Here is a 13,754-nt window from a genome sequence, read left to right as displayed (position 1 = left end):
TTTTATTTAAATGAAATTAAAACCTTTGTTTCTGTTATACTACTAAAATCTATTCCGGTTTCTACCAGAATCGCCTTTTTTCCTTTTTCTTTCACTTTTGCTTCTATAGTGATGCCATTATCATCTACAGAAAGTAACTTACCTTCTTTTATTTCGCCGGCAGCAAGTTTTACACTTAAATCACGCCCAACGTTTTTATCGTATTGTCTTTTCAGCTTCAATGGCTCACCTACACCAGGCGATGAAACCTCCAGATTATATGCTTTATCAATGGTGTTTTCTTCTTCCAAATGAAAACCAACATGTCTGCTAATAGCCGCGCAATCCTGTATTGTGATTCCTTGATCGCCATCAACATGGATAATCAGTTTGTTATTTGGCAGCATTTTCACCTCAACAAGAAACAACTCCGGTCTGTCCGAAATTTTTTCTTCTACTAACTCTGTTACTCTTTTTTCTATCTGCATAACCAATTCACCAATAATAGAAAAGAGGGGACTTTTGCCCCCTCTTACCTCTATTACCGTGCAAATGTAAGAAATATTTTTGCAAATTAAAAATGCTATAACACAATCACTTCTGTCTGTAAATAAGATCCTCTTTACATAATCACGTAGTTCTTCACAAGATTAGTGTTTCTTCACACCTCCTACACACATCCTTCACACCAAATACACAAACAGGTACCTTTTTGTGAAGGATGTGTGAACCATGTGAGGACTTGGTATTATCTGGTTAGTAATTTCTGCAAAGGCTTTACACTAACATGCACCTTCCCTTTCATTATATCCTCGGCATTGCCAAAGCGCGAATTCAGGTAAGTTATAACCAAATAATCTCTGCCTTTTACAAATGGTTTTTCCGGTACAAATACCAAACCTTCATCGTTAGCAGTTATCCTTCCATTCACAGGCATTTCTTTTATAAGGCTATCCTTTTCAGATGGAGTTTGCAAAACAGTAAGCACATCGTAAAAAACAGAATCTGCAGCAGGTGCATTTTTAAGCTGCAAAAGCCCTGCCTGATCTATATTTCTAAATACAATAGCCGAACTATCAACCGAAAATTCTATTAAAAGTGGCTTACTATTTGTTAATGTACATGAGAAAACAAGGGTAGTGGCACAAAATGCCATCAATATTTTAACAAAAAATTTAACCATAACACTAAATTAAGCTTTATGAAACTAATTGTAGAAATTTTATTAATGGGCCTTGCGGTATTTCTGGGCGCCAAAATTGTACCGGGAGTACAAGTAGATGGTTATGGATCTGCAATTATTGCAGCCGTATTAATTGCACTCGCAAATTCAACAATCGGATTTATTTTGCGTTTGTTTACTTTCCCCATCAACTTCCTTACTTTAGGGTTGATGTCGTTCATTATTACCGTTTTAATGATCTTACTGGTTGATTACCTAATGGCCGGATTTAATACTACAGGTTTTTGGGCCGCAGCATTGTTAGCAATTGTAATTGCCTTAATTAAGGCTGTGTTTGGAGCTATTGCAGGTTCTGATAAAGATTAAGATTAACCCTTCCTGTTGAAATTAAAAGGTTTCGACAGGAAGGGTTATATAGCTTTAAAGAATACTCTCCAAATCGGCTGGAGAGTAATTTACAGATTTTAAAGTCTTGTTATCTTTGGTTCTGTATACTAAAAACAACGAATCTTCTTCTTTGAAATAAGAATCACTATCGTCTTTAGCTTTGTAATGAGCAATTGTTTGGTTGGCTTCTTCTTCCGACTTACATGCCTTACTCATATTTGAACGGTGCACTTCATCGAAAAGGTCTTTAAATTTATGGGCTAGTCCAAACTCTAAAATAGCACCGGCCAAAACGTACTGTATATCGCATAAAGCATCTGCTACTTCAACAAGGTTATTGTCTTCAATTGCTTGTTGCAATTCCTTCACCTCTTCAACCAGCAACGAAACCCTTAAGTCACTTCTTTGTTTTGATGGAATAATTGGCGAATTCTCTATGGGGTGCTTAAATGTTCTGTGAAATTCGGCTACCTGATTCAATGAGTTTGACTCTTTCATGCTTTAATATTGATTTATAAAAATTTTTTAATTTTTTTCTTTTACGTGATCGGCTAGTTCATATCCGCTTTGCTCACTTTTATCTTCTAAAAACAACAGTACTATCAATGAAATGATAGGAATAAGGAAGGAGATAAGAAACCAGAACCAAAACTTCCTGCCCATACTTTTCGCAAGTATCCCAGCCACAATTTGCGGGATTAACATAACGCATAAAAGGAGAATTTCGGGCATATTTCTTTGTTTTTATAAACTACGATAAGCTTATAAAAACAAAGATAATAATTACGATTATTTAACGGATAATCTCTCTGGAGATTACCATTTTTTGAATTTCAGAAGTTCCTTCGTAAATCTGGGTGATCTTAGCGTCACGCATCAATCGCTCAACATGATACTCTTTTACGAATCCATAACCGCCGTGTATCTGAACAGCCTCTACCGTTACATCCATGGCTACTTTTGAAGCATACAGCTTAGCCATTGAGCCGGCAAGCGTGTAGGATTGCCCCCGGTCTTTTAACCATGCCGCTTTATAAACCAACATTCTTGCTGCTTCTATGCTGGTGGCCATATCTGCAAGCTTAAAAGCTATTGCCTGATGTTCTGCAATGGACTTACCAAACGATTTACGTTGTTTAGCGTAGCTTAACGCCAGCTCATATGCTCCGGATGCAATGCCAAGCGCCTGTGCTGCAATGCCAATTCGGCCTCCCTCCAGCGTTTTCATGGCAAACTTAAATCCAAACCCATCTTCACCAATTCTATTCTCTTTTGGCACTTTAACGTCGTTAAACATTAGAGAATGTGTATCAGAACCACGGATGCCCAATTTGTTTTCTTTTGGGCCAACCGTAAAACCTTCCATACCTTTCTCTACAATAAATGCATTTATTCCTTTATGCTTTAAAGCTTTATTTGTTTGTGCAATTACAAGATATGTTGATGCTGTACCACCGTTGGTAATCCAGTTTTTGGTTCCGTTTAAAAGGTAATAGTCGCCTTTATCTTCGGCAGTAGTTTGTTGCGAAGTGGCATCAGATCCGGCTTCGGGTTCCGAAAGGCAAAAGGCTCCGATCTTTTCGCCGGATGCCAGGGGTTTTAAATACTTTTCTTTTTGAAATTCAGATCCGTACGTTTCTAAACCGTAACACACCAATGAATTGTTTACAGAAACAACTACAGATGCTGATGCATCTATTTTAGATAGCTCTTCCATCACCAGCACGTATGAAATAGCATCCATACCGCTGCCACTGTATTTTTCTGAAACCATCATCCCTAAAAAACCCAGTTCACCAAGCTTTTTTACCTGCTCAGCCGGAAATTTTTGGTGCTCATCTCTTTCAATAACTCCTGGCTTAAGTTCATTTTGTGCAAAATCCCTTGCTGCCTGCTGAATCATCAATTGTTCTTCACTTAGTTGAAATAGCATAATTATATATAATAAAAAAATACCTACCGCCAAATTTAGTATTTCTCAACCAAATTACTATGGCAGCATAGTATTATTTTTACAATGTAATTACAGCCTATTTCAGCAGATGGTTATTATCATCAGGAAAAACTAATATTGGGTGATATTTTTTAGCTTCTTCTATAGGTAAAGATCCGTAAGACATGATGATCAGTATATCACCAACCTGAACTTTACGGGCTGTAGCTCCATTTAAACAAACGGTTCCTGTTCCCCTTTCACCTTTTATTACATAGGTTTCAAAACGCTCGCCGTTATTGTTATTTACGATCTGTACTTTCTCGTTTGCAATAATTTGGGCAGCATCCATTAAATCTTCATCAATGGTAATACTTCCAACATAATTCAGTTCTGCCTGTGTTACTTTAACACGGTGGATCTTCGATTTTAATATCTCGATAATCATAATGCAAAGTTAGATAAAGTTTGTGAATGAATGGTTTTCCGTTTTTCAGCTAAGTATCATATTATCTATAAGCCTTGTTTGCCCTACTTTGGCAGCAACAAGAGCTATAATATTCTGATCATTTTTATCTGTTTCGGGCAAAAGTGTTTGGCCATCGGCAATTGTAAAGTAATCCAGCTCTACTCCCGGGGTTTCTTCAATTAATTGCTTTGCCTTTTCTAAAAGCTCAGGAATACTTTTGTTCTTAAAATTTTCGCTTACATAAGTAAGAGCTCTACTTAATACTAACGCATTTTTTCTGTCGGTAGCATCAAGATGGATATTTCTTGAACTCATGGCCAATCCATCGTCTTCTCTAATAATCGGACAGGAGATAATTTGAACCGGAAGATTAAAGTAAGCAACCATATTCTGGATCATTAATACCTGCTGGTAGTCTTTTTGCCCAAAGAAAGCAACATCAGGACTTATGGCATCAAATAGTTTTTTTACGATTTGGGTAACTCCCTGATAGTGGCCTTTTCTGAACTCTCCTTCTAAAAGAAATTCTGCTGGGCCAAGGTCTATGTGCCATTTTTCTTCGGCTGGGTACATTTCCTTTACAGAGGGCATAAATACCACATCGCATCCGGCATCTTTAAGCATAGCCATATCATGCTCAAGTGGCCGTGGATATTTTTCCAGATCCTTTGGATCAGTAAATTGAGTTGGGTTAACAAATATGCTGCAAACCACTATATCTGCCTGCTGCTGAGCCATCTTTATTAACGATACATGGCCTTTATGCAACGCACCCATAGTTGGCACTAAAGCAATTTTCTGCTTAGCCAATTTAATTGGACCAAGCAACGACTTTAACGCCGCAATAGTATTTAGTACTTCCAAACCTGCTTATAAAATTTCAGGGGGCAAAGTTGGTTATTTATCCATTCCCAACAAAACATCTTGCGTATTATATTGATAAATGTTATTATTTTCCTTATCTTTGCCCCTTGATAATCTTTTCTTTAACATAAATTTTTATTTACGAATATGGAGATGGCCAAAACGAAGCTACTGATTGTTACACACGAGATGTCGCCTTTCCTTGAACTCACAAAGATTTCAGAAATTACCCGTCAGTTACCTCAGGCAATGCAAGATAAAGGATTTGAAATCCGTATCTTAATGCCAAGGTTTGGGAATATTAATGAAAGAAGGAACAGATTACACGAGGTTATCCGTCTTTCAGGTATGAATATCATTATTGATGACAATGATAACCCGTTGATCATTAAAGTTGCCTCAATTCCGGCAGCAAGAATGCAAGTTTACTTCCTGGATAATGAAGATTATTTCCAACGCAAGTATGTATTTAGAGATAAGGAGGACAAGTTTTATGCCGACAACGACGAAAGAACAATTTTCTTCTGTAAAGGTGCCCTTGAAACTGTTAAAAAATTAGGCTGGTCGCCGGATATTGTTCATTGCCATGGCTGGATGACTTCTTTAGTACCTGCATATATTAAAACAACCTATAAAAACGATCCTACTTTCAAAAATTCAAAAGTAGTGTATTCAATTTATGAGGATTGTTTCTCTGAAAAAATGAATGCTGATCTGTATAAAAAAGCTGTAATGAACTCAATGACTGTTGAGGACACCAAAGTATTTGAAAAAGCAGACTGCAGTGCCCTGCATATTGGAGCTGTAACTTATTCTGACGCGGTAGTTTTAGCTGATGAAAACATCAATAGTGATGTGTTAAAATTTGTTAAAGATTCTAATAAGCCAACTTTAGCTTTTAATTTAACCGAAAATTTCGAAAACTTCTATTCATTATATGAGGAGATTTCGGATGAAGAATTGGTTTCAATAGCTTAAACTCAGGTATTCTAAAATATGAAATTTATAAAACTAGACTTATTGACCCTGTTGATAGGTCTTTTTCTTTTTGCATCTTGTAAAGATGCTAATACTATTGGCCTTACGCCCGAAGGAGAAAATCCTATTAAAGGTGTTTTAGACAATACCGTTCTTGTTGATTCTAAGACAGTGCTTGATTCGGCTACTGCATCAATTGGATTGGCAAGACATCCTCTAGGTTATATTAGCGGAGATGCTACTTTTGGAACTACAGAAGCAAGCCTTTCTATGACGGTAAGCCTTCCTTCGAACAGCTATAATTTTGGAGGCATCCCGTCTGTGGATTCGGCAATTCTTGTTTTACCTTACTCAACTCAGTTTTATGGTGATACTACTACTTCGGTTTATAGCCTGAATGTGCATCAGCTTAAAGATGACCTGTCTTTACAAAAGATATTTCTAAGCAACAAAGTATGGCCTGTAGAAACTGAATTGGTAGGCTCACTTACAGCTAAGATAAAACCAAAAACTCCTTTTAAAATTACTGATATAGTAAATGGCAAACCTGATACACTTAAAACGGTTGCTCCGCAATTAAGAATAAAACTTAGCAATGCATTTATTCAGGAACATATTTTAAATGTTGATTCAGCTTTAAGATCAACCAATACTAAATTCTCAGCTATTTTTAAAGGCCTTCAGGTTAGTGTAAACAAAACCGCATCAACTGGTCCTGGTGGCATAATGTTCATTAATTTTGGCGGAACTGATGCCAATCTTCAGATATATTACAAGAAGCAGGTTGGAACCAGTGTTATCGAAAAAGATACGGTATCGGTTAATTTCCCAATATCATCAACTTCAGGTCCTATTGCAGCAACTGTTAAGCATGATTACACAGGAACACCCATCAAAGCACAGTTAGATGCACCTACAGCATCATTTGATGTTACGTATCTGCAGGCTCTTGCCGGAGTAAGGAACAAAATTTCTTTCCCTGGGTTAAATGCTTTTATTGAAAAAGTAAAAGCTGGTAATGCAAATGCACGTATAGTAATCAACAGGGCAGAATTGGTTGTTAACCTTAAGAGCGGAACAGACGTATCTCCATGGAATGCTGCACAGAGATTATCTCTTTACAGGCTTGATATTGCTGGTCAGAGAGCAAACATTCCGGATGGAGATGGACCTACACAAGCCAATCCACAACCGCTTGATACTTATGCAGGTTCTGAAGCCGCATTTGGTGGGTTTTACGACGTGACCAACAAGAGATATATTTTTACTGTGACCAGCTATCTGCAGGCTATAATTGACAATAAAACGAAAGACTATGGAACTTACCTGGCCCCTAGTTCACTTACCGAATACAATCTTTACCCTTCATTAACGTCTGGGGCAAGATCAATCATAAACACTGCTACTCCGGCTACAGGCGAAAAAGGTATTAAGCTAAATATCTATTATATGAGGGTAGACTAGTAAAACTTATTTATACACGATTGTGTTTATATCCTCCGAAATTAAATTTTCGGAGGATATTTTTTTTAAACCCTATTGCTTATTTCTAAGAATGGTTAAATATGTGATGGGTATATTGGTTTAAAATGGCAAATCGCCCGAAGTATCGTTTGGATCTATATAATCTGATTCGCTTTTTGGCGTACTATTCTCGCCAGTAGAAGGGGTCTGTTCAAAATCGCTCTTTCGGCCCAGAATTGTAAAGTTCTCAGCAACTACTTCAGTAACATACTTTTTTACGCGCTCCTTATCTTCAAAAGAGCGGGTCCGAAGTTTACCTTCAATATACACCAGCTTGCCCTTTTGCAAATACTTTGAGGCTACCTCTGCTAAACCTCTCCACAAAACGATGTTATGCCACTCTGTTTGCTCTATTCTTTTGCCATCTTTGTTATACGTCTCTGATGTTGCCAATGGGAAACTTGCTACTGTTACACCACCATCTAAATGTCTGACTTCAGGATCTTTTCCTAAATGCCCTACTAAAATAACTTTGTTAATACCTGACATGAATTCTGATTTTTCTAATTTACTGAATAAGAGCTTATAAAATTTGTTATCACTTTAGGCTGTGGCAATTCGTCCAACTCGCTTAGCGAAACCCATTTTATTTCTGCATTCTGATTAAAGTTAATGATATAATTATCTAAAGCAAAAAATTGAACATATATAGTTTGGTGGGTTAATAAATGTTTTTTTTGCTCTAAAGGAGTAACTGTGCATGTATTTCCAAAATTATTCTTTAGCATAGTCAGAAATTGCTCTTGCGCTTCCAGATAGTTGTCATCAGTTTCTATTAGAGGAAAATCATATAATTCCTGCCATATATCTCCTGGGTTTCGCTTATTTACCAAAATCTCATCTCCGTTAACACACACCAAATAGTTGAAATAACGGGTGCGTTTTTTAAGCTTTTTCTCCTTAACAGGAAGGACATTTACCAGATCATTTTTGCGGGCAAAACAATCGGATTGAATTGGGCAGGTTGCACAGGAAGGAGATTTAGGCTTACATTGAAGTGCCCCAAATTCCATTATAGCCTGATTGTATACGGACGGCTCCTGCCCTAGAATTAAACTTTGGGCAAGCTCTATAAATTGTTTTTTCCCTGAAGTACTGTTTATAGGTGTTTCAATCCCAAAATATCTTGCCAGAACTCGAAATACATTACCATCAAGCACTGGCTTCATTTCATTAGATGAGAATGATGAAATGGCAGCGGCGGTATAATCTCCAATACCTTTTAATTTAATCAGTTCGCTATAGCTAGTAGGAAATTTTCCATCGTACAGCTCCTGGATCTGTTTGGCTGTATATAGCATGTTTCTGCCACGCGAATAATAACCTAATCCCTGCCATAGTTTAAGTATTTGAGTTTCAGTAGCTGCTGCAAAAGCAGTAATTGTAGGGTAGCTCTCTAAAAATCTGTTAAAATACGGCAATCCTTGCTCTACTCTGGTTTGTTGCAATATAATTTCTGAAAGCCATATCACATAAGCATCATTTGTACCTCGCCAGGGCAGGTCTCTTTTATTGTTTAAATACCATTTTACTATTTCTGTTTGAAAAGCCATAGGCACAAAAATACGGCGTTCTTAATTTGTTTTCGGCAAAACTTGCAATTCTCTGATACAAACCGAAACAAATAAATCATCTTTTATTTTCCTATCTCATTAAAAAGCAATACTTTTGCAACCCCAAATCACTTATAAAGTATATAATACACTATAAATAAATAATAGAATATGACTAAGGCAGATATTATTTCAGAAATATCAACAAAAACAGGAATTGAAAAGGTAGATGTACAAGAAACCGTTGAGGCATTTTTCAAAGTGATCAAGAACAGCATGATCGGAGGAGAGAATGTATATGTTAGAGGTTTTGGTAGTTTTGTTGTAAAAAAGAGAGCGCAAAAAACTGCGAGAAATATTTCTAAAAACACTGCAATTATTATCCCTGAGCACTTTGTGCCAAGTTTCAAACCTGCAAAAGTGTTTGTTGACAAAGTAAAAAACAATTCAAAAAAAGTAAGCGTAGAAGCTTAATCAACTTATGCTAAACAATATCCGTTCAAAACAAATCATCGTAATTGGAGCAATATTATTGCTTGGAGCTTTTTTGTTTACACGGGATATTAAAGGTTTAGTTAAGCCAAAAGAGCAAACAGCCAATGTTCCAGCCGCAGGGCAGATGCAATCAGATATCCCTCAGCCAATTAGTTTGGAAGAAGTTTCGGCTTCTGGGAAAACACTGATCAGTCCTAACTTTGCTGCTGAAATCACTTCACTTGAGAACGCTTTTAAAACAGCTACCGATAAGGCTGCTGCTGCTAAAGTACTTGCTCAAAAGTGGAATGATGTTGAACAGAGTGCGCCAAGCGCTTTATACCTTGAGATTGTAGCCAATCAGGAGAAAACATTAAACAGCTGGCTAATAACCGGAGACCGTTTTTTAAAGGCATTTGACAGTTCAAGAGACAGTATACTACAACCTGCATTATTGCAAAGAGCAAATGCTGCTTACACTAATGCAATGAATATTGACTCTGCCAGTGCTGATGCTAAAACCGGCTTAGGAATTACCATTGTTGATGGAATGGGAATGCCAATGAAGGGTATTGCATTATTGATGGATGTGGTAAAAAAAGACCCAAAGAATTTGAAAGCGAATATGAGTTTAGGTACATTCGCGATTAAATCTGGCCAGTTTGACAAAGCCATAACCAGATTTAACAACATTATTGCCATTAAGCCTACTCCGGATGCTTACTTCTATTTAGCCACAGCTTATGAAAGCCTGGGCAAAAACGAAGATGCTATTGATGCTTATCTGAAGAGTAAAAAGCTAGCTGCCAATCCTAAATTATCTAAATTCATTGATGATAAGGTATTAGAGCTAAAGAGTAAAAAATAATAAACAGATTAAAAAAATATTTAAAATTCAAGACTATGCCAAGCGGTAAAAAAAGAAAAAGACATAAAATGGCTACCCACAAACGCAAAAAACGTTTAAGAAAAAACAGACATAAGAAAAAATAATTTTTCTTATTGAGTTGCACATAAAATAAGGCTACGACTAGATCCTAGCCTTATTTTTCGTTGCAATCATTTTTTTATTTGTCCATGTGTTAATAAGGCAGTTAATGCCTTAAAATCTGTAGCTTTTGGTAAAAGAATTAATTATAGATTCCTCTCCACTGGGAGTAACCATAGCTTTAGTTGAAGACAAACAACTTGTAGAACTTCATAAAGAACAGATCAACAACAATTACGCCGTTGGCGACATTTATTTAGGCCGCATTAAAAAAATCATGCCGGGTCTAAATGCTGCGTTTGTAGATGTTGGTTATGAAAAGGATGCATTTTTGCATTATTTTGATCTTGGTCCTCAAGTCCAGTCTTTAATTAAGCTAACTAAAATCAAGCGTAACGGCTCTGTTAATGGCACTTTACTGGATAATTTCAAGCTAGAGGGAGACATTAACAAAGCAGGCAAAATATCAGAAGTAGTAAGCAAGAATCTTGTTTTACCGGTTCAGATAGCTAAAGAGCCAATTTCAACCAAAGGTCCGCGTTTAAGTTCAGACCTTTCAATTGCAGGCAGATATATTGTATTAGTTCCTTTCTCTAATGTAATCTCTATTTCCAAAAAGATTAAAAGCAATACCGAACGTAATCGTTTAAAAAAGATTATCGAAAGTATTAAACCTAAAAATTTTGGGGTAATTATCAGAACTGTTTCTGAAGGGAAAGGTGTTGCAGAACTTCAAAAAGATCTTTTAGATTCTGTTGCTAAATGGGAAAACTTTATTAAAAAGCTTCCTGATGCAGAGCCATCTAAACGAGTTTGGGGAGAAATGGACCGGACATCAACATTGATCCGTGATATTTTAAGCACCGACTTTACAAATGTTTATGTAAGCGACAACAATCTGTTCGAAGATATCCGTTCTTATGTTCACGAAATCTCTCCTGAGATGGAAAAGATCGTGAAACTATACAAGCATAAGGAACCTATTTTTGAGCATTTCGGTATTGAGAAACAAATCAAGAACTCTTTCGGTAAAACCGTAAACTTAGCAGGAGGAGCTTACCTTGTTGTTGAACATACTGAGGCGCTTCATGTTATTGATGTAAATAGCGGAAACAGAACTGCCAGTAAAGAAAATCAGGAAGATAATGCTTTACAGGTAAATAAGGAAGCTGCTAAAGAAATTGCGCGTCAACTTCGTTTAAGGGATATGGGTGGTATTGTAGTAATCGATTTTATCGACATGCATAAACCTACTAACCGTAAAATGCTGTTCGACCATCTTAAGGATCTGATGTTGCTGGATCGTGCCAAGCACACCATATTGCCTCCAAGTAAGTTTGGCCTTGTTCAGATTACACGCCAGCGTGTAAGACCGGAAATGAACATTGTAACCAGTGAGAAGTGCCCTACCTGCGATGGTACGGGAGAAATTAAGGCCAGTATTGTTTTAATGGATGACATTGAAAATAACCTGACCTATATTTTGCAGGAGCAAAATGAAAAAAATATTACGCTTTGTGTACATCCGTATATAGAAGCTTTCATTAAAAAGGGCTTTATCTCTTTGCAGTGGAAATGGTTTTTTAAATTCGGACAGCGAATTAAAATCAGAGCGGTCTCGTCTTACAACCTGACTGAATTTCACTTTCTTTCTTCAAAAGACGAAGAAATTAAATTGTAAAGATTAATGTATCAACTAAACAAGCCCGATCTCTATGAGATCGGGCTTGTTTGTTTTAATAGAATTAAGCATAAATTAGCAGAATTAAATTATAATCAATTGGCTAAAACTAAATCAGCATATTTCTGCCAAAGCTGTGGATATGAATCGGCAAAATGGCTCGGAAGATGTCCTTCATGCAACGAATGGAATACCTTTGTAGAAGAGATTATAGAAAAAACGAGCGCTAAGGTCCCTTCCTGGAAAACAACAACCGGCACTCAACGTTTAAATAAACCATCTAAAGTTGATGACATTCAATCTATAAGCGAAGACAGAACTTTAACCGGTGATCTTGAGCTTGACAGGGTTTTAGGTGGCGGTCTGGTTGCTGGTTCTGTTATATTGATTGGCGGGGAACCGGGAATTGGAAAATCTACCCTCATGCTTCAGCTCGCATTAAACATTTCGGGAAAAAAAATTCTATATGTTTCAGGAGAGGAGAGTGAGCAGCAGATTAAAATGAGGGCCGAGCGAATTACCACCTCCCCTAAAGCAGATTGTTATATCCTTACTGAAACATCAACGCAAAACATTTTTAAGCAGATTGAAACACTTGAACCAGAAATAATTATTGTTGATTCTATACAAACACTGCACTCGGCTAATATTGATTCTACTCCCGGGAGTGTATCACAGGTTAGAGAATGCACTGCAGAATTACTCCGTTTTGCCAAAGAAACAGATACCCCTGTATTTTTAATTGGCCACATTACAAAAGATGGCACTATTGCCGGGCCAAAAATACTGGAACATATGGTTGATACGGTTCTGCAATTTGAAGGTGACCGACACCATGTATACCGAATTTTACGATCTATAAAAAACCGTTTTGGTGCAGCTGCAGAAATGGGAATTTATGCAATGCACAGTACAGGTTTAAGGCAAGTTTCTAACCCATCTGAAATCCTCCTGTCGCAGCGTGATGAAGAAATGAGTGGCATTGCAATTTCAGCAACATTAGAAGGCGCCAGACCAATGCTAATAGAAACCCAGGCACTGGTTAGCACTGCGGCATATGGAACGCCACAGCGGTCTGCAAACGGCTTTGACACCAAAAGAATGAACATGCTGCTTGCCGTACTGGAAAAGAGGTGTGGTTTTAAACTTAGTACCCGTGATGTTTTTTTAAACATAGCAGGAGGAATTAAGGTTGAAGATCCTGCAATAGACCTGGCAATTATGGTAGCCATAATCTCATCACATGAGGATATTGCTATTTCTTCTAAAATCTGTTTCGCGGCAGAAGTTGGCCTATCTGGAGAGATCAGGGCTGTTAACCGTATTGAACAACGGATCTCGGAAGCTGAAAAACTTGGATTTGAAAGAGTTTTTATTTCAAACTATAATTTGAAAGGACTTATTCCGGATCGTTTTAAAATTGAGTTGACCCCCGTAAGGAAGATTGAAGATGTATTTTCGGCATTATTTGGATAGCAAATTCTACGCCTACCGTGTATATTTTCCATTAAGTTTCTACACATTGGGGATATTATTTCCCTCTCAAATATTTGGCGCACATTTAACAAAAGCGTGCATTAAGCTATATATAAGGTAGTTATATCCTTAAAAGGCAGCTATTTTCAAATTGGCTTACTAATTGCAATTACCTACATGTTATCAGTCATTTATGAATGGTAATAAACAATAGGGATGATTATCCTCGTTATCGTAAGATAGCGAGGATTTTTTCATTTTAAGC

The 13,754-nt window shown here is 37.0% G+C and carries 16 protein-coding genes; 7 read left to right on the top strand and 9 right to left on the bottom strand.

The window, feature by feature from the left end:
- Positions 1 to 2: 2 nt before the first annotated feature.
- Positions 3 to 467, bottom strand: coding sequence for a ribosome assembly cofactor RimP (gene rimP / locus CPT03_RS19455; RefSeq protein ID WP_099440386.1), 465 nt, complete (start codon positions 465 to 467; stop codon positions 3 to 5).
- Between the two features lie 260 nt (positions 468 to 727).
- Positions 728 to 1,162, bottom strand: a complete 435-nt coding sequence (locus CPT03_RS19450; protein WP_099440385.1) for a hypothetical protein — start codon at positions 1,160 to 1,162, stop codon at positions 728 to 730.
- Positions 1,163 to 1,180: 18 nt separating this feature from the next.
- Between CPT03_RS19450 and CPT03_RS19445 the strand changes: the two genes are divergently transcribed.
- Positions 1,181 to 1,528: a phage holin family protein gene (locus tag CPT03_RS19445; protein ID WP_099440384.1), complete on the top strand. Its 348-nt coding sequence runs from the start codon at positions 1,181 to 1,183 to the stop codon at positions 1,526 to 1,528.
- 54 nt (positions 1,529 to 1,582) lie between these two features.
- Here CPT03_RS19445 and CPT03_RS19440 read toward each other — a convergent pair whose 3' ends face one another.
- The 5 genes from CPT03_RS19440 to panC all read right to left on the bottom strand — a co-directional run bounded on the left by CPT03_RS19440 (position 1,583) and on the right by panC (position 4,815).
- Positions 1,583 to 2,047, bottom strand: coding sequence for a nucleoside triphosphate pyrophosphohydrolase family protein (locus CPT03_RS19440; protein ID WP_099440383.1), 465 nt, complete (start codon positions 2,045 to 2,047; stop codon positions 1,583 to 1,585).
- Positions 2,048 to 2,074: 27 nt separating this feature from the next.
- A complete protein-coding gene (locus CPT03_RS19435; protein ID WP_099440382.1) occupies positions 2,075 to 2,281 on the bottom strand; it encodes a hypothetical protein in 207 nt (68 codons plus the stop codon).
- Positions 2,282 to 2,342: 61 nt separating this feature from the next.
- On the bottom strand, positions 2,343 to 3,482 hold the full coding sequence (locus tag CPT03_RS19430; RefSeq protein ID WP_099440381.1) for an acyl-CoA dehydrogenase: 1,140 nt from the start codon (positions 3,480 to 3,482) through the stop codon (positions 2,343 to 2,345).
- Positions 3,483 to 3,579: 97 nt separating this feature from the next.
- Entirely contained in the window at positions 3,580 to 3,930 is a 351-nt protein-coding gene (gene panD, locus CPT03_RS19425; protein ID WP_048907888.1) for an aspartate 1-decarboxylase, read from the bottom strand.
- A 45-nt stretch (positions 3,931 to 3,975) separates the two neighbouring features.
- On the bottom strand, positions 3,976 to 4,815 hold the full coding sequence (gene panC / locus CPT03_RS19420) for a pantoate--beta-alanine ligase (protein WP_099440380.1): 840 nt from the start codon (positions 4,813 to 4,815) through the stop codon (positions 3,976 to 3,978).
- Positions 4,816 to 4,968: 153 nt separating this feature from the next.
- On the opposite strand from panC, the gene CPT03_RS19415 reads away from it, so the two are divergent.
- Positions 4,969 to 5,793, top strand: coding sequence for a glycogen/starch synthase (locus CPT03_RS19415; RefSeq protein ID WP_245869899.1), 825 nt, complete (start codon positions 4,969 to 4,971; stop codon positions 5,791 to 5,793).
- A gap of 18 nt (positions 5,794 to 5,811) precedes the next feature.
- Positions 5,812 to 7,257 (top strand): DUF4270 domain-containing protein, encoded by a 1,446-nt coding sequence (locus CPT03_RS19410; protein ID WP_099440378.1) that lies wholly within the window; start codon positions 5,812 to 5,814, stop codon positions 7,255 to 7,257.
- Between the two features lie 120 nt (positions 7,258 to 7,377).
- Here the strand turns inward: CPT03_RS19410 and CPT03_RS19405 are convergent, their stop codons facing one another.
- Together CPT03_RS19405 and mutY are read right to left on the bottom strand one after the other, a co-directional pair.
- On the bottom strand, positions 7,378 to 7,806 hold the full coding sequence (locus CPT03_RS19405) for a single-stranded DNA-binding protein (protein WP_099440377.1): 429 nt from the start codon (positions 7,804 to 7,806) through the stop codon (positions 7,378 to 7,380).
- Positions 7,807 to 7,820: 14 nt separating this feature from the next.
- Positions 7,821 to 8,870: an A/G-specific adenine glycosylase gene (gene mutY / locus CPT03_RS19400; RefSeq protein WP_099440376.1), complete on the bottom strand. Its 1,050-nt coding sequence runs from the start codon at positions 8,868 to 8,870 to the stop codon at positions 7,821 to 7,823.
- Positions 8,871 to 9,041: 171 nt separating this feature from the next.
- Between mutY and CPT03_RS19395 the strand changes: the two genes are divergently transcribed.
- From CPT03_RS19395 to radA, 4 genes are all read left to right on the top strand, one after another.
- Positions 9,042 to 9,344: an HU family DNA-binding protein gene (locus tag CPT03_RS19395; protein ID WP_008240139.1), complete on the top strand. Its 303-nt coding sequence runs from the start codon at positions 9,042 to 9,044 to the stop codon at positions 9,342 to 9,344.
- Between the two features lie 7 nt (positions 9,345 to 9,351).
- Positions 9,352 to 10,212 carry a tetratricopeptide repeat protein gene (locus tag CPT03_RS19390; RefSeq protein WP_099440375.1) on the top strand — a complete coding sequence of 287 codons (861 nt, stop codon included), beginning with the start codon at positions 9,352 to 9,354 and terminating at the stop codon, positions 10,210 to 10,212.
- A gap of 250 nt (positions 10,213 to 10,462) precedes the next feature.
- Complete coding sequence (locus CPT03_RS19385; protein WP_099440374.1) at positions 10,463 to 12,013, top strand: ribonuclease E/G; 1,551 nt, start codon at positions 10,463 to 10,465, stop codon at positions 12,011 to 12,013.
- A gap of 99 nt (positions 12,014 to 12,112) precedes the next feature.
- Entirely contained in the window at positions 12,113 to 13,489 is a 1,377-nt protein-coding gene (gene radA / locus CPT03_RS19380; protein WP_099441193.1) for a DNA repair protein RadA, read from the top strand.
- The last annotated feature ends 265 nt before the right edge of the window (positions 13,490 to 13,754 follow it).

It is taken from the genome of Pedobacter ginsengisoli (assembly GCF_002736205.1).
GTDB classification, from domain to species: domain Bacteria; phylum Bacteroidota; class Bacteroidia; order Sphingobacteriales; family Sphingobacteriaceae; genus Pedobacter; species Pedobacter ginsengisoli_A.
The sequence above is the reverse complement of the archived record's forward strand: the minus strand, read 5'-3'. Positions and strand labels throughout refer to the sequence as shown.

Bases quoted from the DNA above. Each gene is read 5' to 3' on its own strand.
- rimP (WP_099440386.1), bottom strand. From the start codon at position 467: ATGCAGATAGAAAAAAGAGTAACAGAGTTAGTAGAAGAAAAAATTTCG.
- CPT03_RS19450 (WP_099440385.1), bottom strand. From the start codon at position 1,162: ATGGTTAAATTTTTTGTTAAAATATTGATGGCATTTTGTGCCACTACC.
- CPT03_RS19445 (WP_099440384.1), top strand. From the start codon at position 1,181: ATGAAACTAATTGTAGAAATTTTATTAATGGGCCTTGCGGTATTTCTG.
- CPT03_RS19440 (WP_099440383.1), bottom strand. From the start codon at position 2,047: ATGAAAGAGTCAAACTCATTGAATCAGGTAGCCGAATTTCACAGAACA.
- CPT03_RS19435 (WP_099440382.1), bottom strand. From the start codon at position 2,281: ATGCCCGAAATTCTCCTTTTATGCGTTATGTTAATCCCGCAAATTGTG.
- CPT03_RS19430 (WP_099440381.1), bottom strand. From the start codon at position 3,482: ATGCTATTTCAACTAAGTGAAGAACAATTGATGATTCAGCAGGCAGCA.
- panD (WP_048907888.1), bottom strand. From the start codon at position 3,930: ATGATTATCGAGATATTAAAATCGAAGATCCACCGTGTTAAAGTAACA.
- CPT03_RS19415 (WP_245869899.1), top strand. From the start codon at position 4,969: ATGGCCAAAACGAAGCTACTGATTGTTACACACGAGATGTCGCCTTTC.
- CPT03_RS19410 (WP_099440378.1), top strand. From the start codon at position 5,812: ATGAAATTTATAAAACTAGACTTATTGACCCTGTTGATAGGTCTTTTT.
- CPT03_RS19405 (WP_099440377.1), bottom strand. From the start codon at position 7,806: ATGTCAGGTATTAACAAAGTTATTTTAGTAGGGCATTTAGGAAAAGAT.
- mutY (WP_099440376.1), bottom strand. From the start codon at position 8,870: ATGGCTTTTCAAACAGAAATAGTAAAATGGTATTTAAACAATAAAAGA.
- CPT03_RS19395 (WP_008240139.1), top strand. From the start codon at position 9,042: ATGACTAAGGCAGATATTATTTCAGAAATATCAACAAAAACAGGAATT.
- CPT03_RS19390 (WP_099440375.1), top strand. From the start codon at position 9,352: ATGCTAAACAATATCCGTTCAAAACAAATCATCGTAATTGGAGCAATA.